Genomic DNA, 20035 nt, shown 5'->3' on the forward strand with positions numbered 1-20035 from the left:
CTACCCCCTCACACTTCTTTTTTACCCGTAACGTATTCGTAGATGAGAGATTTTTTATATTGTTCAAGTTCTTTTATTACTTTTTCTTTATCTGAGATTAATGCATCAATTCTATTAGATTGTGTATCTAAGTAAGAAACTATTTTTTGCTGTTCATTTACACTAGGTAAAATAATAGGTAGCTTTTTTAATAATGGCTGGCTTAAAGAGGCTCTAGTTACTAAATTCATTTCTTTTGCAAAAAAGTCTCTTATAAATGTTGCTTCTAAATAATATCTTGCATATTTTGATAGTAATTGATTATTTTCATTTGGTCTGAATCTAATTAAAAAACCAGCAAAAGTAGCTTGTTCAATATTGTTTAGACAAACAGATGCCATTCCAACTTCTTCAATTATTTCCGAGGTACGAGTAAAAAATATATCACCTTTTCTAACGGAATATTGTTCTTGTTCTTCCTTTGTAGATCTTATTAGTCCCTTTACTGAAAAAGGAAGTACTCTATTTTTATAGACATCTCCATAACTAACAAAAGGATATCCTTCTCCAAAATAATCTCCTGATTTACTAATGCCGTTTTGTAGAGACCCCAAATAACCTAATGGAATAATACTATAGTTACTATTCACTTTACCAATAACTTCAATTCCACTATCTTTCATTTTAACATTTGGTTCTATTCCTTTTGTAACAGCTTCTGTAATTATTGACTGTTTATATTTCTTTAGTTCTTCCATTGAGTACTTTGTTTCTTGAATTATATTATTAATCAATGAAGTTGTTTCATTAAGATGATCTACTATTGTTTTTTGGACATATAATTCTGGTATTGGTAAGACGACATTATTTAGTTTGTTCATTGGTATCCTCATTCTATGAGCAAGAATTCCATTACCTATTCCTTTAAGACTTTCCTGAAACTCAGTAGTTTGAAACAAATAATTGATATAGTCAACATCATAAGAGTTGTTTTTTGGATATAAAACATGATAAACAGGACTAACAACTCCATCATAGGGTGATTTATTCACTGAACCTATTATTACATTCATACTGTTCATTACAATATCTTCTTTAAAAGCCAACTTATATTTAGACAGGTCTTCTTTAGCCCTATTTCCTACATCACCTTTTTCATCATATAAAATGACTCCCTCATCTCTCATAAGAGACAATATAACGTTCGACTTAATTGGGGAATTTTTTTCAGAACGTTCATTTAAAACATTCTTTATTCTCACTGTTTTCCAGTTATTAGGTATCATACCAACCCAATCAATACCTGAATTTTCCATTTCTCTACTCAACGATACTCACATCCTTACCAGATAAAGCTTGGAAGTTAACAACAATAGACTCCTCTAACTTTTTTATCCGTTCTGCAATTACTTCAGAAGGTTCTGGTGGCGTAAATTTATAGAACAATCGATTAAACGATATCTCATAACCAATTTTGTCTTTCTTACGGTCCATCCATGCATCTGGATTAAACGGTAATACTTCTCGTTCAAAAAAAGCATCAATATCCTCTTTTAACGGAATATCCTCTGTATCTCGTAACTTTGAATCTGCTACAGGTTTATTTTTCTTCAAGATAATATTTCCATTTTCATCACGTTGTGGACTTTCAACCGTAACACGAATATAGCCAAAATCCTCGTTATCAAAAATCTTAGATTCTACTATCTTTTCATCTAATCTATATTCTCTATTATCAAATTCACCATATGCTTGCACAATCATGTTTCTACATTCCTCAGAGATGTCAACACGTTTCTCACCAATGTTTTTTCTGCGTTTTTCATACATTTTTGAAGCATCAATCAATTGTACTTTACCCTCACGTTCAGGTGATTTGCTTTTTGTAATGACCCAAATATATGTGGATATCCCTGTGTTATAAAATAAATCGTTGGGTAATTGAATAATGGCTTCTAACCAATCATTTTCAATAACATATTGACGAATGCTACTCTCCCCACCACCTGCATTACCTGAAAATAGTGCGGAACCATTATGGATAATTGCCATTCTTCCAGTCTCTTTTAACTTTGAGATACCATTTAATTGAAAGAGTAGTTGACCATCACTTATTTTCGGAAGTCCAGCACTAAATCGTCCATTTTCACCCAATGCATGTTCAGCCTTTACAGCATTTTGATCTCTTTTCCAGTCAGTTCCAAATGGTGGATTGGAAATACAATAATCAAACTCATAACCTTCAAATTGATCATTCGATAATGTGCTTCCTAAAGCCATATTATCTGGGTTTCCGCCACGAATCATCGTATCTGCTTTGGCAATAGCGTATGTTTCTGGATTTAATTCTTGTCCATATGTTCTTACCTCTGCATTTTCGTTAAAATCCTGAATGCGCTCTTGCATTGCTGATAACATTTGCGATGTACCCATTGTTTGGTCGTACACCGTTTTTACGACATCTTCTTCTGTTAACGTATCTCTGTCTTCAATTAATAATAAATCCGTCATTAAATAAATAATATCTCGACTTGTGAAATGTTCCCCAGCTTCTTCGTTATAGCTTTCTGAAAATTTACGGACTAATTCCTCAAAAATATATCCCATATCTGTACTCGTTACTTTATCTGGACCTAAATAAGATTCCTTTTTATTAAACTCTTGAATAACATGAAATAACGCATCATTATCAGCTAATGTAGTAATCTCAACATCGAATTTAAAGTTTGCTAGAATATCTAGCATATTATCTGAAAAACTATTTAAATACGCTCGGAAGTTTGTCTCAATATTTGCTGGATCTGCTAATAATGTATTAAATGTGTATACACTCGTATTGTAAAATGAATAGCCTGATGCTTGTGTTAAGAACCTATGTCTAAATGCCTCATTCATATCCTTATGTTGCTCTGACGCTTTAAGAACTTTATCATGGGTTGGTAATAACGTGTCATGTAGACGCTTGATTACAGTCATAGGTAAAATAACTTTTCCATATTCGTGTGGTTTGTATAACCCTCTTAAAATATCAGCAACGTTCCAAATTAAATTGGCTTGTTTTTGTACATTAATCGTTGTTTGTGTATTACGTTGATTTTCTGTCATTGTTTTACTTCCTTTTCTATATCCTATAATTTACCTTATTTTAATCTCATTATTTTTTACCAACATTTAGCATATATTTATTTATCATGGGCAGAATAACTCAAAGGAATTCCCGCTACTGAGCGTGAATACGCCTTTGGGCTATTTTTTATACTTTAAAATTCATTCATCTATATTTATTTTACTTTCATCAATTTTCCATTTACTATTTACTCAAGTACTTATACTCCGAGACGTCAAAGCTTTAATCTCCTTGTTGCCCGATACTTTTTCCTTGATTTAGAAAGTGAAAAGGGTTTAATATTTAGTTTTTAAAAATGATAGGCTTTATTTTCTTGGCTTACTTAAAGCGTTCTTTACTTCACTTGGTAGAATTCCCATAAAATAATCTTCTATATTATCCCAAAACCATTTTGAGTAATTTAGAATCTTCTCTTTTGGTGAATTTCCTTCTTTTTCTTTTGTAAAAAGATACTTCAGCATTTCAACACTTGTATAGTGCTTGGCTTGAACATCTTTCAATATGCTATTTTGATAAAAATCACCTTGTTTAATAGCTTTTTCTAATGGATAAATTGAGTTCATTCTTAAATATATTTGTGGATTGTTTCCACCCACCACTTGATAATTTAATAACTTTCTACTCTCCCCAATTCCCAATGCTGCTATTTTCGCATCTAATTCCACACTATTTGCTCTCATGTTAAATGTCAGTATATCATCATCGTTCTCAACGAAATTTTCACTCGGCTTCAATGTTGCTAACAAACCTCTTTTAATGAATGTAGTAAATAAATCCCCATCATTGTTTATAATATACTTCGGCTTTGAATCTCCACTGCTCGCTCGTTCATATATGAATTTAATCTCCTTTATCTTCGAATATTCAAATGCTGCGTTAATGACCGTTTGTGCAAACGTCATAGCTTCGAATTTATCAGAGATTTTTAATGCTTTCATAAAATGGTATCCAAGATCCTCAACTGAAAAATGTTTTCCAGATATTTTATAACTATTAACGAACGTTTCAAATGCTTGTAAGATCAAATTATACTTGGAAATAATTGACTCATCTGTTTCATTGTTATTTAATCCTACATATACTCCTGAAGCATATATAAACTTTTCAAAAATAGATTTATGCTTCAGTTTCTCTCTTTCCTCCACTGTGTGCAATGCAAATTTAAAACTTGGAAAAGACATATTTCTATAATGTTTCTCCCATATTCCACTCAAATTAACCTGATATACAGCAGAATAACTCTTGCTCTGTATTTCGTATAGCTTACTAAAATATCTTCCTAAATTTGAATGAATAAATGTTCTTTCTAATTCTGGAGTAACGAATATTAAATCATTCCCAAATAAACTTCTTGGTCTTGCTACAAAAGGAGAGTATCCAAGCTTATTTGGTGACGAAAAGTCTTTTTCAATCATTAATAACACTGTTTTCACTTTATTATCTAATGAATCTTCATCACGTTTGCTTTGAACAAAGATATATTTAAAATCCTCTGGACTAATAATTAAATTACGGTTATTATTCTTTTCTTTATATACTGATAAAACTTTTTTCATAACCTCAATAATTTGACTCTTTCGGATTGCCGACATACCATATAGCTGTTTAACTTCATTCATATCACGATTTAAAAAATCAATTAAGCCAAATCCATTAGCTACTTTATCCTTATCACGAGCTGCCCTTCCGACTTCTTGAATATAATCAACAACATTCCCAGTAGGAGCATAATGGTACACGTTGGTAATATCAGGAATATCAATACCCATTCCAAAAGCTTTAGTTGCTAAAACAAATTGTAAATCTCCATTTTTGTATTGATATAAAACTTCATCTTTTTCCTCTTTAAGTAGGCTTCCGTAATATTTACCTGTAACTTTAGCAATATCTGGTTCATTTTGCGTTAAAAAGTTACTGAAATCCGTCAACAATCTTACTGTTGGGAAATAAATTAATGATTTTTGTTTATTTTTATGGGCCTTTTTTAAATGTTTCAACGCCAATGCGTGCTTCGTTTTTCGATAATCCCTTCCTTCTTTCTCTAAATCTTTTTCACTACTTTGAACAACCATAATTAACTCATCACGACGAACCTTTCCGAAGTAAGAAATAGGACTTATCATATTAAGACTATTTCTCGTATCTAAATACATATCTTCTCGACCACCATATATAGCCGTTGCAGTGAAAGTAACGATAGGAAATTTGTATTCTTTTCTTAACTTAGCTAGATAAATACCTAGATACCAATAATCAGAGCGAAATGATTTTCCCCAAGTAGTTACTATATGAGCCTCATCAATAATCACCACACCAATATTTCTATTACCAATCAGCATTTTAATATCGGATCGAGCTTGTAACGTTTCAGGAGATAGATATAAAATATCAATTTGCTGATTTTGAACTCCATCAAGTGTGCGTTCTTTTTGATAAGGTGGGGTATTTCCGTTTATCGTAGCTGAATTATTAACACCTTTTCTATGCATACTTTCAACTTGGTCATTCATTAAACCGATTAATGGTGATATAACTAAAGTTAAAGGCTTATCATCTGCATATTTATCTGCTAAATATAACGCAGGGACTTGGAACATCACTGACTTTCCCGCTCCAGTTGCTGCAGTTATATATATATCACGAAAATCTTCACCATGTATTGCTTTTTCTGCCTGAATGACTATATCATCTATAATTTGGGCTTGCGAAATTTTTATCGTTTCTTTAGATTGACTCTCTATGTTCTTATAAAACTCAATTTCCTTGTAATTATCGTACTTATAAACGTCATTCAATATTTTTACATAGGCATCTTCATTCTCTATTACTTTTCTTCTTATTGATAATGTTGTAAAATATATTTTTATATCAGAAATATTAGCGATAATATTAATACGTGCTAAATAATTATTAGGCAGTGACTCGCTTGCTCCTGATAAAACAAATAAAACATTATTGGTATCTTCTTTTAAAATAATGTTCATAATAAGATCTAAAAATGGAAGTTCATCATCCGATAATTCTATTTGCAAAATATGTTCTGTTGGGTAATCATCGCTATATTTAAAGTCATAATCCATCTCATCATAGTATTTGAAGGTCAATGGCTTTTTATCGAATTCTGGGTAAGTCACATAATAATTACCACTATGCTTTGAATAATCTATTTGTCCATAAAACTTAGAAACATTTTCTAATACCTTTAACTGGTCATTTTCTAATTCATTATCTTCTTGATAATATAAATAATGGTAAATGCTATCTACATTTGACAGTGTACCTCTGTATGGATACTGTTTATCGAATAAATTATTTTCGATTACCAGCAAAGGCATTTTATTAATAGCTTCTTGTTCTTTAAATAATTGATATTCTTCAATCGTCATCCATAAATAATCTTCTGTAAAAGTACGATGTTTGATAATGTCTTCTATTACTTGTTCTTCTAATGTTGACAAATCTACTTTATCGAAATAGTCTATATCAAACGAAAAGTACTTTTGCTCTCTTTTTAGTTCACTTGTATCAAAACCTTTTAAAACAACAATGCATGGTCCATTTTGCTTCACTATTTCCTCAATTCTATTTTCAATATTCATACATATACTCCTTTAGCACTCTTGTCGTTTTTGGTTTTCGAAGCTTCCTAAGCGCTTTTGCTTCTATTTGTCGAATTCTTTCTCTTGTTACATTAAATATTTGTCCAATTTCTTCTAGTGTCATTGTTTGATCATTATTAAAGCCTAAACGATAATATAAAATTTGCATTTCTCTCTCTGTTAATTCTCCTTGAAAAATATCATCAATTATATTTCTTAGCTCAATCTTATAATATTCCTCATCTGGAGTATTTAAATTTTCATCTAAAACTAGTTCACCTAATGCCGTACTTTCATCTTCCCCAACTAGACGGTCAAGACTATCTAAATTACTTTGTGAAATATAAAAACGTAATTCTTCAATAACATCAATTGGCTCTTCCATTGCTTTGGCAATTTCAAATGTTGTAGCTGGCCTAGCTAATTCATTCCACAGTTCATTCTCTATTTTTATGAATTTATTCATTTTTTCCCTATAATGAACTGGAATTCGTATTAATGTTGAGCAATCCGCTATTCCCCTAGTAATAGCTTGTCTTATCCACCAAGTTGCATAAGTTGAAAACTGATAACCCAAGGAAACATCGAATTTTTCTGCAGCCTTTAGTAATCCAATAACCCCCACTTGATACATATCATTTACATCAAACCCCACTGTTGCTAAGCCTGAATAACGCTTTACAATCTTCCAAACTAATTTTCTATTCGCTTCAACTAGATTGCTAATTGACTTCTTTCGTTTGGATTCATCTCCTGAATGTATTTGATTTAAATATTCAATATTCCATGACTTATCGATAACATCTTCGAGTGAATCAACATGACCAATGAAGCTGTCATCATCCAATAATGAATCTAAATCATCTTCAAATAAGTCATCAGGTAGATCGAAATCAAAGTCATTTTCATTTTTCTCTTGCTGTGTATCGTCAATAATGATATAGCCTTTTCTCATTAAATCGCTTAGAATATTCTCTTGTATACTTTCATCTATATTATTTTGATTGAACCAATTTATAAGAATACTTCTGTTAATTTCATTTTCTAGCTCGATACATTTAAACAACTTCAATAAATTTGCCTTTAATACAGTTTTGGGGTGATCAATGATTTCAATTTGCAAAGCGTCTAGTTCATCATAAACGGTAAACCTTTCTTCGACTTTAAGTGTGTATTCTTTAAACCACTGGTCCACAATATTCTGCTTTATTTTACTACCAAAACGAAAATTATCTTTAATATGGGAAATTAGATCATCTAGCTTTTTATTCATTGCATCACCTCCTAAACCTACTAAACTTATATTTATTAGTTGGCTTGTAATCTTTAACTGCTTATAATTAAAATTTTCAAGCAATTAAATAATTTTAATCGAAAGGAAATTACTTAATCATTTCTAACAAGATGGAACAGATCAAATTAATCCAATCCCTCAATAACATTTCTAAGCCCCATCTTAGTATAAGCATTTAACTTCCCGTGCTTTAATACTTCATTTGCTTGTTGGAGCAATTCCATATATTTCACTTCAGCATCTTTTACTGTCTGTATTATTCCTTCTTGTTCATTTATTTCAATATCAGGAAACTCAATATCCTCAATATCCCGTGTTGTTAATGCTTTTACGGTTCCACCCTTTTTCATTCCCTCAATGAGAGCCACACCAACTGGACTATCAAGGAAAACTTTAATGTACTCCGGCTTATATGCCTTATCCTTAATTCTAATTCTTATAAACATATTAGATAGTACTAAAGGTTCATTATGGTCGGGAACAATTGCCACTTTATAAGCCGTTCCACGACTAGCTATAATAATGTCACCACTCTCAACCAAATAACGTTCGGCATTATTAACAGGAATTACTTCAATACTTTCTAAGTCTATTTTACCATCTTCTACATCCTTTAGTTGGATAACCTTATATCCTTTTTGTCCTTCTTTAATTGTATTCTTAGCTGGTAAGTTAACTCCACGTGATAATTGGGCTATCTCTTTTAAAGTCCTCTTATTTTTAACCTTTTCGTCATATACAGCTTTATTTATAATGACATCACCAAATTGGGTTTCCACAGTTTGGCTTGTAAAATAATTGTTTGGATTTAGATTAAATTCGCTTTCTATAATCTCTGTTAGGTTGGCAACTTTCACATCTTCTGTGTCTGTTGAAGATTGTTCATACATAGCTACAATCAAATCAATATTTTCTTGTGTTAGATAATTTTGTGAGCGACCTTTGCTTGTAAACTGTTCTTCGGCATTTATAATTAAAACTTGCTGCTTTCTACTTGAGTGCTTCTTATTATTTAATACTAGTAGTACAGTTTGAATCGTTGTATACGACAAGAGTTTATTTGGTAATAAAATAATAGCCTCGATAATATCATTGTTGACAATATATTCTCTAAATGCCCTTTCAGCATGAGAGCTTCTTGATAATACTCCTACAGGAACTATTACAGCGGCTTTTCCTGTTTCATTCAAAGATGCAACTGTATGTTGTAAAAACGCTAGATCACCATGCATTCTACTGATTTTTCCCATTCTACCGTTAAAACGGCCAAAGGGATCATAATCCATCATTTGTATATTGTTTAATTTCAAACCAAAGGGCTGATTCATCGCAATATAATCAAACTGCATTAAGTTACTATCATTTTCTATAAATGCGGGAGAGAACAATGTATCACCTTTTGCAATTTGAAATTTTGATAAATCTATTCCATTTACAATTGCATTCATGTAAGCTATAGCAACATTTGATTCATTTATCTCTTGCCCAAACATTGAAATGTCATTATTGAAACGGTAAGCTTCAATTAACGATCCCCCAATTCCTGCTGCTCCATCGTACAAACTGCCATTAGAAGGATTTAATATTCGTATCATAAGTCTATTTAATCCTTCTGGTGTTACAGATGTTCCTAATTCTTTTCCTTCACTTTCCATTAGTCGTTGTATGAGATGTAAGAAATATTGACCAGTTAAATTTGTATCTTGAAACTCTTCTATTGTTAGAGAACTTTGGTCCATAATCATTAGGCAATCATACAGTACATGGTCTCCTATCTTTGAAAGAGAAAAATTACTTAGTAAATCTAGATTAAACTCATTGTGATGCGCAATCTTATGGAATAACTCATCAATCAGATTTCCTATATTATAGTGAGAAGAACTGATTCTTTCCCACGTTATATCATCTGGTATAGTTATTGAATGACTTTTATTTACTAACAAGAATTTTGCTGTAAAAATTCTACTTCCAACTTCATGGTATTGATAAGACTGTACCTCTCCTCTGAGTCGTTCGCCAATTGCCCAACTTGCTTTATTTGCTCTTAACTCAATGTTATCCATATAAGTAACAACTCCTCGTCAATGTATTAACCTTATTCCAATAAGGTATTTTAAATTCCTTTTAATTTTCTTTTAATAAAAAGCCACGTTCTCGTGGACAGCATTTATAACACTAGAAATTCCTTTACTACGGTGATAAACCACTTTAATTCCAAATTTATTTGCAACATCTTTAACTGCATACATTGTACCATGAGATACAGCTGATAGTATAACTATAACACATTCAACATCTTTTAATAAATTGCTGAAATAATTTTTGTTCCCTTTTCTTTTTATTCTTCCATCATGATATTTTAACTCAAAATTTAATGTCTTTAACTTGTCCTCGTATCCTTTTTTATTATCACCACCAATAATGGCAACCTTTTTCATATTTACTCACTCCATCTCTAAATTTCTAATTCCCTAGTAACATTCATATATGTAGTAATCTGTTGACGTTTACTACTTAACAGGTCTGCTAGTAACTTAACGTCTGAAGGTGTTACCTTTGCCATTCTACTAATGTGTTGTTTTCTTCTATTACCTTCTCTGTTAACATTCTTTTTCAGGACTGTCTCAATTTTTACTAATTTTCCTCTTGGAGTCGTCCTAAAGTTACTTAATCCCATTATGCTTAATAGCGTATTAAATTGTCTTGATTTCTTTTCATGGTTAACGAATTTAACAATTGGTGCAAATATTGCTCTTGAATCTATTTCTACAGTTTCAACGACAAACCCAATTTTCCCGAATACCTCTGAAAGGTATTTTAAATTCCTTTTTTGTTCCTCCAAAAGTAAATCACGTTGAGACATTCTTTGATTATTTGTCGCTATTCTACTTCTTTCTGCAATTGTTCTATTCATAATAGAAACCCTCCCAATATTTTATTAAGTTTTAACTTCATTTTTATGTCTAAAATAGTTATACCATAAACCACTAATACTTGTAAAGGGTATTTATAATTCTTTTTTTGACTTTTGTTTATTCTTTTAAAAAAAAGAAAAAAGAGAAGGCAAACATCTAATGTCGAATTACCTTCTCTGTCTACTATCAGAATAGACCTACTCAAACAGGATTCTTAATTTTAATTACCATTAACGTAGGTTATTATGCAAAAAAGTATTAATTCCATAATCTACTGTAATAATACGAATTTTATATTCTTCATGTAGTTTTTCAATCATATTAGATAGATAATCGGAGTTTCTTGAAATTCGTGATGGATCGCTAATAATAACATTGATTTTTTCTTGTTGTGCATCTTCAATCATTTTAAGAAAGTTTTTATTAATATTGTTTCCAGAACCAACATCAGCATAAACAGAATCTAAGTTCCAATTATTTTGATCAATAAAATCCTCGATTATCCCTGTCTGTTTTTGTAAAGAAATCTCTTTATTTTTTCCACTATTAGTTCGAACATAAGCAAATGTAAACGCTAGAATATAATGGCTCTTTCTCACTTTTGGTGAAGGCACTTTAAAGATGGTATAGTGAAATAAAAAGGAGCGAATCGCCACATGCCTTTTTCCTCTTTCACTAATATAGAATGTTTACTCGTTATACAAGAAGATCAATCTTATATATATCTAGTAAAATCTAAACATTCTTCTTGTAGATGCCCGTCTTGTCATACTCCGTCTAACCGCATACACAGCCAATATGTTCGATCCCTTCAGGATGTACCTGCATATGGTAAATCAACGTATATACGACTACAAACACGTAAATTTTTTTGCGATGACCGTAGTTGTCTACAAGCTATTTTTACAGAAAGATTTACGTGGTTAGGAACCTATCAACGCAAAACCAAACGTTTACACGAGATGCTGAAGTCAATTGCACTATCTACGAGCTGCAAAGTAGCATCTCGGCTGTCTAAATATCTAGGTATTGTAACCAGTCACCACACACTTTTACACTTGCTTCATAAATTGAAATTGCCTTCTTATGAACCTCCGGTTCATATTGGGATTGATGACTTTGCATTCAAGAAACGTTGTCGTTACGGTACGATTATTATCAATCAAGAAACCAGAAGACCCATTGCTATTTTAAATGGTAGAGATAAAGAAACAGTCGTAAAATGGCTCGAACAGCACCCTACTATTCAAACAGTTACTCGGGACGGTTCCTCAACATACGCTAAAGCTATTTCTCAAGCACTTCCTCATGCTTATCAGATCACGAATCGTTGGCATATACTGAAAGGTTTATTTACAGCAATTAAAGAGACCTTACAACACTCTTTTCCATCTATATGGAGAAAAACAGAATATAAAAACCCTACACCAGACCCACTACTTATTCGCAAAACAGATATTCAACGTAACCTGCATGCAGAAAAGGTTTGGCAGCGTAGCTTAAAAGTAAAGGAGTGGAAAGCTAAAGGGAAATCCATTGCTTGGATTTCTCGTCATCTAAATATTTCTCGCCCTACGGTCTATCAAGATTTAAGACGTAAGAAGAAAGAGCCTATTAATCGTGTTAAGCTCTTAGATCCATACCTGCCTCAATTACGTCAGTGGAATTTGTATGGATGGACCACAAGCCGTATGGAGGTAGAACTTAGAAAGGTAGGCTATACAGGATGTCGATCTACCTTAAATGCAGCCGTGTCAAGAATTCGCCAGGAACAAAGAGCTAGTGCCACAACGTATACCATATCTAGAGATTGCTTACTATGGAAAATATGGAGTGAAAAGAATAGTGACTGGCTGAATACATTACCTTCGGCATGTTTAAAAGAGTTTCCACTTATACCGCAATTAGTTGAAGTGACATGCAGCTTTAAAAATATTATCAGGAAACGCAACAATCAAGGCTTATCTGGATAGATTGAAAGATGTAAACTTTATTCATTTCCGGCTCTCAACACGTTTACAACCTATATTGAAAAGGACTTACAAGGAGTAATGGCTGCCTGTGTTGATCCTCTAAGTAACGGGTTATCTGAAGGGCATATAAACCGTGTGAAGACGTTAAAACGTATGATGTATGGTCGGGCAAGTGATGAATTGTTGAAAAAAAGAGTGCTCATACCATTATTGTAGGTAGAGTTGTTTTTCTAAAAAAACAATACATATCTTTGACATATGGCGACGTTTGCCTTCACCAAAAGTGAGAAAGAGCCGTCAAAATTTACATTTTTTGCTTATTTGCTTTTTACACTTCTGCTGAAAATACACTTTTTCGATGTTTCATTCGATAGCTATCTCCATCCATATGAATGACTTCTACACGATGAAGTACACGATCTAAAATTGCAGTGGTAATTCCTTGATCTCCCATTAATTCACCCCACTGTTCAGGGCTTTTATCAGATGTGAGAATGATGGAACTTCGTTCATACAAATGATTAATTAAATGAAAAAACAAATTCGCTTCTCGTTGATCCATTGCCATGTACATTAAATCATCAATAATGACCAGATCGGCGCCTCTTAATCGCTTTAGCTGCACTTTTGATTTATTTAGAAATTCTTCCGTTTTTAAAAGATGAATAAGCTCACCCATAGTTACGAAATAGACGTTGAAACCTCTGTGAATAGACTCAATTCCCAAACCGATTGCTAAAAATGTTTTACCAACACCTGGCGGTCCCAATAAAATTAAATTATACTGCTGCTCAAGCCAGTTTAGCTCTGCGAGCTGGGTCAATTGGCGCCCCGTTAAAGCTGTTTGCTCTTCTAAATTAAATTCACTTAGTGACTTCACGTAAGGGAAGTGCGCCCACTTCATTCTTTTTTCTAAACTTTTTACTTCACGTTTTCTTAGTTCATAACGTGTGATAGATTCAAGAAATTCTAAATACGTCCAAGAAGATTTTTCCGCCTCACGTAGGAGCTTTGGTAGCTCCTCAGCTGTTTCGGATAACCTTAATTGGCGAAAGTGCTCCTGCAAGTCATTTACAGTTTTATTCACTGTGGTTCACCCCCTAAAATACCTGTGTAAGCAGTAAGAGAGCGAGTTGTCACTATGATGTTGTCTTGACTTGAATGTTTTATAAAGGGAGTCTTCACCTTTTGGGTACATTCAGTTTGTAATGCATTTTGATGGTTTGCGATATCCCGAAAGTCATTGGCGCTGTAAAGTTTATCTATCAGGCATTTAGTCAAAGTGGCTTCAATCCACATTGGGTATTTCTCAATGACGTTTTGAATAATTATGAGCTGATCACGCCGATACCGTGGGTATCTTAAACAAATTTCATTTAAATAAGAAGTTGCACGTTCCTGATCTTCAAAATGTGAAACAAGTTGTTGCTTAAATTCTTCAATACCTTTTGAGCGATCCCGGATATGATGTAGATGTTGAATAAGCTTTCCCTTTTCATTACTAATGCTATGTTCAGCAATTACTTCTCCATCCAACTGTTTACGGATAATCAGCGTTGGTGGTTGGCTCGAAGTGACTTCAATAAAAACCTCATTATCAGAGACTGCACTATACGTTCCGAGAGGAACGGAATAACGGTTTGATTTGAACCGTATTGTATTGTCCTTACTAATATTCCTTGTTATACTTGGGGTAATGACGCTTTCGTATGAGAGTGGTGAAGAGACGGGCTGTAAGTGTTGCTTTTCGACGGGGAACACTTCAGCTGGTCTTTTTTTCGTTGTCTGATGAACATGTTGATTTCCAGTGCGATGTAGCCACTGTAACGCACGGTTATTCCAATCTTCAATATTGCTAAATACTCGGCTGTCTGCGAAATTTCCCTTTATGTACTTTACAACGTTCTCAATCATTCCTTTTGATTCTGGGTCTGCCTTACGACATAAATGAACTTTAAACTTACGATCATTTACATAGCTTTGAAATTCAGAAGTTAAAAGTAGCTGACCTGAATTTTCGCTTACTGTAATTAAACGATCCTGATCATACACAATTTCTTCTGTACGTCCTCCGTAAAATTGAAATGCATTTTCATGACATCGTATGGCATCATTTGTCGTAAAAGGCCGGTCCTGCCACTCCATGTATTTGTATCGAGAGTGAGCTAAGACAAAAGCGATGAAATATAGTTTGATTTCATTCTTTTCAGTGGTCTTCTGTTTCGTTTCTCCCCAATCCACCTGGATTTGCTTACCCATAGGTTGTTCAGGGATTGCTTCATACTGCCGAATGATTACTTTTTTCTCAATCTGATAAATCTCCCGCATCTCTTTCACATAGGCTCTTACTGTACTCTCTCCAACAACTAAATCTGGATAACGCTCTAAGAGCCAATCGTGGATTTGTGCTGCACTGAGATGAGGGTATTCTTCAAGCCAAGCGATAATCCAATCCCTGTAGGGATCCAATTTCTTACCTTTGCCTTGTAGCTGTTCCATGTATGCTTTTGTCTCTTCAAATGTCATTTTTAAATATTTATAAACGGTTGGTCTCGATACTTTGAGCTCCTGTGCAATTTGAGATACTTTAAACTTCCGTTGATGTAACTGTTGAATATTTAAATAAAGCATTAACTTCTCCTCCAAGACGCTGTCCCCCCTAGTAAAATAACACCTTCTATTATTTTACTAGAGTTCTAGCTTATTGAAGCAAAAATGTAAAATTACGTTGAGCAAAAACTGTCAATTATATTCTAGCGTTTACATGCCTTTACTTCTGCTGCTACAATGTAATCTAAAGATACCCCATCATTATCTTCTTTAAAGATAAACCCAAAACCATCTATACCTCTTTTAGGCATATCTGGATCTTCTTCATTAATACTATATCTATAAGGAAACTTTACTTTTTCTTTCTTAGATAAAATATCCCTCGCAATAATTTCTGGTAATTTACTTCTCGTATTTTTCAGCCAAGGTCTATTAGTTGAGATATTTTTCTTAGGATCAGGTGTATTATATTTTCCTAAAAAATTTTTTATTGCTTTCGTTTTGTCTTCAGATGCATTTTGAAGTTTTTCCTCGATTAATTGATTATCTAATCCATACTCCTTTTCTAAAACCGGAAGGATATAGTCTAAGAATTTTTCTTTGTCTTTTGGGTATTCTAGTTCTATAGTAGAAAATAAATGGGGGTCTTCGTTTTTTATAGAAATTACTTTTGAATAAGGATACTCCATTACTTTCACCTACACCTTTATTCATGTAAATAAATTTTAACATTTAGTCTAAAATCCTATTTACACTTCAAATTTAATAATTGTTCATTTTCAAGAAAATTTTTCCTATTTATAGTAATTAGGTTATACTTTAAATTGGTAATTGTCTACAGTTCTCTTTTCATTCTTAGGAATAGAGTAAAATATTCTATTATTAATACGACATTATCACTAAAAATAAAAAAAACAGGCGGACGCCTGTCTTTATATTTTTGATTATCTACAATTTAATAATCCACTTTTATCTACTCTTTATTAATAGTTAGTTCCACTTTCTGTTTTACTACTACTTGTGACTCGATTCTGTGTTAGTGTTAGTTAATCAGCAATTAAGTTTTGGTTTTTGAAATAGATCTTTAAATTAGCCATAATCACTAATTTTATGGTCTGTTTCGAACCTTAGAATATTAAAAATATTTCCTTCTCGAAAACCGTAGCATCTCAATTTTTGACTAGCACGGAACTTTAATATTTGCTTATCACTGTACTTTGAATTCCTAAACCAATCTTCATTAGGACTAGGTTGATACTGTTTGTATTTTAGCCCCTCATGATTAGGTATATCATCCCAACTTAACTGGTCAAATAACTTCACTGCAGATATGAAAATCTTTTTCTCATGTTTCTGTAGAGAATTAAATCCGTATTCTTCTTCTAGTAGGTCCATAGATATTTTCGAATCTTTAAACCAATATAGACAGTAAGAATATGAATCTATTAATTCTTTTTCATATAAAAAATCTAATAAATCACGTGGATTATATATTAATCAATGTTATTTCATCTGAATCTTTTTTCATTAAAATATCAGGTTCTTTAAATTTATTATGTTGAAAAGATAATACTATTCTATCTCTTTCACACGCCTCTGCTAATGAGTAACCATTTGTTTTTTCTGTATAATCGCAATAGTAATTATTATTACTACCATGCCGTTGATCATCATTCCAGAATGGGGGATCATTTATTAATGTACTTAAAAGTCTTTTAAACTTTCTTATCTCTGGTCTCGTTCTTATATTATTATCTAATAAAATATCGTGTAATGTTAATTCCTTAGTTATCGGTGAGGAGTATAGTTCATAATGTTTCAACAGTTTTAATGAAGACTTTTTCATTATAGTTTCTATCTTAATAATATTAATTAATGAATCCAAGAAATCGTCTATACTGTTAAAATGACCTTGTAGTGAAAACTCATTTATTATTAACTCCATATTATCACAATCCTAATAACTCATCTAAATCATCATCAAATTGATCGAATAAACCAGCCTCATGATTTTCCACGTTACCATTATTATCAAATTTTATTTTTTTGGGATTAGAACATAAAGTTTTATCGTCTATTGCAAAAAAATAGGTATTAAGAGATTCGGTAGATATAACTTTTTTATTAATTGCCTTTCTCATCCCATTAAATATATGATCACTATGAGTCTCAATTATAAACTTAACTCCTTTGTCTGCAATAAAAGTTAAGAACTCTGTCAGTTTAGATTGTGCTCTTGGATGCAAATGTATCTCTGGATTTTCTATGATGTTTAAGTCTCCTACTTTTGATGCTAATCCACTAATTAAAATTGATATTATATAACTTAAACCTGAACCAATATTCTTAGGTCTTACAAAGCGATTATTTACATATGAAAATTGTGCTCTAACAAGATCCGTACCATGTATATCCTCAGTCGATAACTCACTATTCATAATATACTTTAACCAATAATTTAATTGATGTTCTAATGTAGAACCAATATTCTTATCTTTGATTAATAATAATTCAATAGGAGAAGTTTTATTACTCTCATAATAGTCTATTGCATACTCACCAAAAATTCCTATATCATTGAAGTTATCATAATTGTTCGAATACAAATCTTGTGAACCTATTCTCTTTGATGATAGGTATCGTATTCTTTTATTTTTTTGGTGAAAAAACTCAATCAACTCTTCGCTTCTATTATCTATAGTTAGAGATAGTTGATCATTTTTCTCTTCAAAATAAAGTTCTAAAGAATTATTTAAATCACTATACAAGGTAATTGAAAAGTTTTTTGCATTTTTAATAAAGTTCCTTACTTCTGAGAATTCACCTAACGATATTAGATTTCCATTAAGAGGATTTTTTCCCTCGCTAGATATATTTTGTATAGATAAAAGAATAGATGTGACTGCTAGAATAAAGTGTACAGTTTTTGCTTGATAAGATGAAACGCTTATTTACCCAAATATACCAGCAAAAAATATCAACCTATCACTGTAAAATGATCATAGTTCATACTTGCAGTGGAGGTTAGCGAAGGTGGATAAGTGGGAAATGTACATGGAGATAAAGCAATTATTAAAGCAAGGATTTAGTCAGACAAAGATAGCTGAAAAGTTAGGGGTTTCTCGAACAACTGTTTACAGGCACTTAAAGAGATCTCCTTCGGAGATGGCGGAATGGGTTGATTCTCTTCAGTATAAAAAGAAAAAATTAGATCCATATAAAGAACTGATTTTATCTTGGTTGAGAATGCATCCGGATATGTCAGCAGCACAAGTTTATGATTGGCTTTTAGAGAAATATAAAGATCTAACTGTTGGAGAAAGTACAGTAAGAACATATGTAAAAGCATTAAGAGAAGAATACAAAATAAATAAGGAAACATCTCCTCGAATGTATGAGGCAATTCCTGATCCCCCAATGGGAGAACAAATGCAAGTAGATTTTGGTCATACGAGACAAAAAACTGTTGATAATAAGGAAGCCAAACTCAACTTTATAGCTTTTGTCTTATCACATTCTAGACAAAAGTATAAAGAGTGGTTGGATAGACCATTTACAACACGGGATGTTATACAAGCCCATGAGAACGCGTTTAAATGGTATGGAGGAATGACCAATGAGATCGTTTATGACCAAGATAGTTTAATTGTTGTTAGCGAAAATGGTGGAGATCTAATTTTAACTAAAGAATTTCAGCAGTATAGAGAATCCAGAGGAATAAACCTTCGGGTTTGTAGAAAAGCTGACCCTGAGAGTAAGGGAAGAATAGAAAATGTAGTTGGATTTATCAAACAAAACTATGCCAAACATAGAGTGTTTCATAACATCGACTCTTGGAATGAGCAAGGATGGGAATGGCTGAACAGAACGGGTAACTATAAAATACACAATACAACAAAAAAGAGACCATTCGAAGTGTTCCTCCTGGAAAAGCAACACTTAAAACCAGTCTCCCAAAATATAGATATTCAAAATAACTATGAGATAAGTATAGCAAGATGTGTTCATAAGGACAATACTATTCGTTACCAATCTAATCGGTACTCTCTTCCACTTGGAACTTATAACAAATATGAAAAAGTATGTATCAAGGAAACGGAGACTAAAGAATTAGTTATTTATATACCTGATACTGGCGAAATTATTGCAAAACATTCAATTCCCGAAGGGAAAGGGATGTTAATAAAAGATAAAAAACATAGTAGGGATCGTACAAAAGGTGTTGGAGCATTCATTCATACAGTGGCTGAGAGATTTGAAGATAAAGAACTAGCCTTTAAATATTTAGAGAAGGTTAGGGAAAAAAATCCTCGTTACATTAAAGACCAGTTGCAAATCATCTTGCGCGAAACAAAAGGTATCGATAACGAAGTACTGACTAAAGCGTTAGCAGAGTGTTTAAAAAGGAAATTATACAGTGCAACTGATTTTGGCGATATCATTGCATATGTGAAACGTCAGCGCCAGGTACATGAAACAGTTATTGATAAAAAGAAAGAAGTTAAGACTTTGAACAGGCTATCAGAATGGGTTTTAGAAACAGAAGCATACAAAAGAAAAGTAGATACTTACACGGTTTTAATGGAGGTTGAATAGCG

Annotated in this window: 16 protein-coding genes; 3 read left to right on the forward strand and 13 right to left on the reverse strand. The window is 32.4% G+C overall.

Annotated elements, in window-relative coordinates:
- Positions 1-8 precede the first annotated feature (8 nt).
- The 8 genes from MKZ18_RS20680 to MKZ18_RS20715 form a co-directional block, all read right to left on the reverse strand.
- Positions 9-1307: a restriction endonuclease subunit S gene (locus MKZ18_RS20680; RefSeq protein ID WP_340841832.1), complete on the reverse strand. Its 1299-nt coding sequence runs from the start codon at positions 1305-1307 to the stop codon at positions 9-11.
- Positions 1300-3084: a type I restriction-modification system subunit M gene (locus MKZ18_RS20685; RefSeq protein ID WP_340841828.1), complete on the reverse strand. Its 1785-nt coding sequence runs from the start codon at positions 3082-3084 to the stop codon at positions 1300-1302. The genes MKZ18_RS20680 and MKZ18_RS20685 overlap by 8 nt, the downstream gene beginning before the upstream one ends.
- A 327-nt stretch (positions 3085-3411) precedes the next feature.
- On the reverse strand, positions 3412-6705 hold the full coding sequence (locus tag MKZ18_RS20690; RefSeq protein WP_340841824.1) for a DEAD/DEAH box helicase: 3294 nt from the start codon (positions 6703-6705) through the stop codon (positions 3412-3414).
- Positions 6695-7978 (reverse strand): sigma-70 family RNA polymerase sigma factor, encoded by a 1284-nt coding sequence (locus tag MKZ18_RS20695; protein ID WP_340841822.1) that lies wholly within the window; start codon positions 7976-7978, stop codon positions 6695-6697. The genes MKZ18_RS20690 and MKZ18_RS20695 overlap by 11 nt, the downstream gene beginning before the upstream one ends.
- Before the next feature lie 146 nt (positions 7979-8124).
- Complete coding sequence (locus MKZ18_RS20700; RefSeq protein WP_340841820.1) at positions 8125-10062, reverse strand: N-6 DNA methylase; 1938 nt, start codon at positions 10060-10062, stop codon at positions 8125-8127.
- A gap of 72 nt (positions 10063-10134) precedes the next feature.
- Positions 10135-10437, reverse strand: coding sequence for a DUF2325 domain-containing protein (locus tag MKZ18_RS20705; protein WP_340841817.1), 303 nt, complete (start codon positions 10435-10437; stop codon positions 10135-10137).
- Positions 10438-10454: 17 nt separating this feature from the next.
- Entirely contained in the window at positions 10455-10913 is a 459-nt protein-coding gene (locus MKZ18_RS20710) for a hypothetical protein (RefSeq protein ID WP_340841815.1), read from the reverse strand.
- 231 nt (positions 10914-11144) lie between these two features.
- Positions 11145-11570, reverse strand: coding sequence for a recombinase family protein (locus MKZ18_RS20715; RefSeq protein WP_239429128.1), 426 nt, complete (start codon positions 11568-11570; stop codon positions 11145-11147).
- Between MKZ18_RS20715 and MKZ18_RS20720 the strand changes: the two genes are divergently transcribed.
- Positions 11571-12887: an ISL3 family transposase gene (locus MKZ18_RS20720; protein WP_340841811.1), complete on the forward strand. Its 1317-nt coding sequence runs from the start codon at positions 11571-11573 to the stop codon at positions 12885-12887.
- Positions 12888-13103 carry a transposase gene (locus MKZ18_RS20725; protein WP_338150448.1) on the forward strand — a complete coding sequence of 72 codons (216 nt, stop codon included), beginning with the start codon at positions 12888-12890 and terminating at the stop codon, positions 13101-13103.
- A 112-nt stretch (positions 13104-13215) separates the two neighbouring features.
- On the opposite strand, the gene istB is transcribed toward MKZ18_RS20725, so the two are convergent.
- From istB to MKZ18_RS20750, 5 genes are all read right to left on the reverse strand, one after another.
- Positions 13216-13974, reverse strand: coding sequence for an IS21-like element helper ATPase IstB (gene istB, locus MKZ18_RS20730; protein WP_340841809.1), 759 nt, complete (start codon positions 13972-13974; stop codon positions 13216-13218).
- On the reverse strand, positions 13971-15518 hold the full coding sequence (istA, locus tag MKZ18_RS20735; protein WP_328264292.1) for an IS21 family transposase: 1548 nt from the start codon (positions 15516-15518) through the stop codon (positions 13971-13973). The genes istB and istA (MKZ18_RS20735) overlap by 4 nt, the downstream gene beginning before the upstream one ends.
- Positions 15519-15640: 122 nt before the next feature.
- Positions 15641-16126 (reverse strand): hypothetical protein, encoded by a 486-nt coding sequence (locus MKZ18_RS20740; RefSeq protein ID WP_340841807.1) that lies wholly within the window; start codon positions 16124-16126, stop codon positions 15641-15643.
- A gap of 797 nt (positions 16127-16923) precedes the next feature.
- A complete protein-coding gene (locus tag MKZ18_RS20745; protein ID WP_341344599.1) occupies positions 16924-17382 on the reverse strand; it encodes a hypothetical protein in 459 nt (152 codons plus the stop codon).
- A 4-nt stretch (positions 17383-17386) separates the two neighbouring features.
- Positions 17387-18205: an AAA family ATPase gene (locus MKZ18_RS20750; protein ID WP_445936761.1), complete on the reverse strand. Its 819-nt coding sequence runs from the start codon at positions 18203-18205 to the stop codon at positions 17387-17389.
- A gap of 265 nt (positions 18206-18470) precedes the next feature.
- Here MKZ18_RS20750 and istA (MKZ18_RS20755) point away from each other — a divergent pair, with 265 nt between their 5' ends.
- Positions 18471-20033, forward strand: coding sequence for an IS21 family transposase (gene istA, locus MKZ18_RS20755; protein WP_144594440.1), 1563 nt, complete (start codon positions 18471-18473; stop codon positions 20031-20033).
- Positions 20034-20035 lie beyond the last annotated feature (2 nt).

Source organism: Priestia sp. FSL W8-0001, from assembly GCF_038050335.1.
GTDB classification, from domain to species: domain Bacteria; phylum Bacillota; class Bacilli; order Bacillales; family Bacillaceae_H; genus Priestia; species Priestia flexa.

What these genes read in the sequence shown, in the direction of transcription:
- istA (WP_328264292.1), bottom strand. Translation starts at nt 15,518, where the DNA reads ATGCTTTATTTAAATATTCAACAGTTACATCAACGGAAGTTTAAAGTA.
- MKZ18_RS20710 (WP_340841815.1), bottom strand. Translation starts at nt 10,913, where the DNA reads ATGAATAGAACAATTGCAGAAAGAAGTAGAATAGCGACAAATAATCAA.
- MKZ18_RS20685 (WP_340841828.1), bottom strand. Translation starts at nt 3,084, where the DNA reads ATGACAGAAAATCAACGTAATACACAAACAACGATTAATGTACAAAAA.
- MKZ18_RS20705 (WP_340841817.1), bottom strand. Translation starts at nt 10,437, where the DNA reads ATGAAAAAGGTTGCCATTATTGGTGGTGATAATAAAAAAGGATACGAG.
- MKZ18_RS20700 (WP_340841820.1), bottom strand. Translation starts at nt 10,062, where the DNA reads ATGGATAACATTGAGTTAAGAGCAAATAAAGCAAGTTGGGCAATTGGC.
- MKZ18_RS20690 (WP_340841824.1), bottom strand. Translation starts at nt 6,705, where the DNA reads ATGAATATTGAAAATAGAATTGAGGAAATAGTGAAGCAAAATGGACCA.
- MKZ18_RS20695 (WP_340841822.1), bottom strand. Translation starts at nt 7,978, where the DNA reads ATGAATAAAAAGCTAGATGATCTAATTTCCCATATTAAAGATAATTTT.
- MKZ18_RS20720 (WP_340841811.1), top strand. Translation starts at nt 11,571, where the DNA reads ATGCCTTTTTCCTCTTTCACTAATATAGAATGTTTACTCGTTATACAA.
- MKZ18_RS20740 (WP_340841807.1), bottom strand. Translation starts at nt 16,126, where the DNA reads ATGGAGTATCCTTATTCAAAAGTAATTTCTATAAAAAACGAAGACCCC.
- MKZ18_RS20745 (WP_341344599.1), bottom strand. Translation starts at nt 17,382, where the DNA reads ATGGAGTTAATAATAAATGAGTTTTCACTACAAGGTCATTTTAACAGT.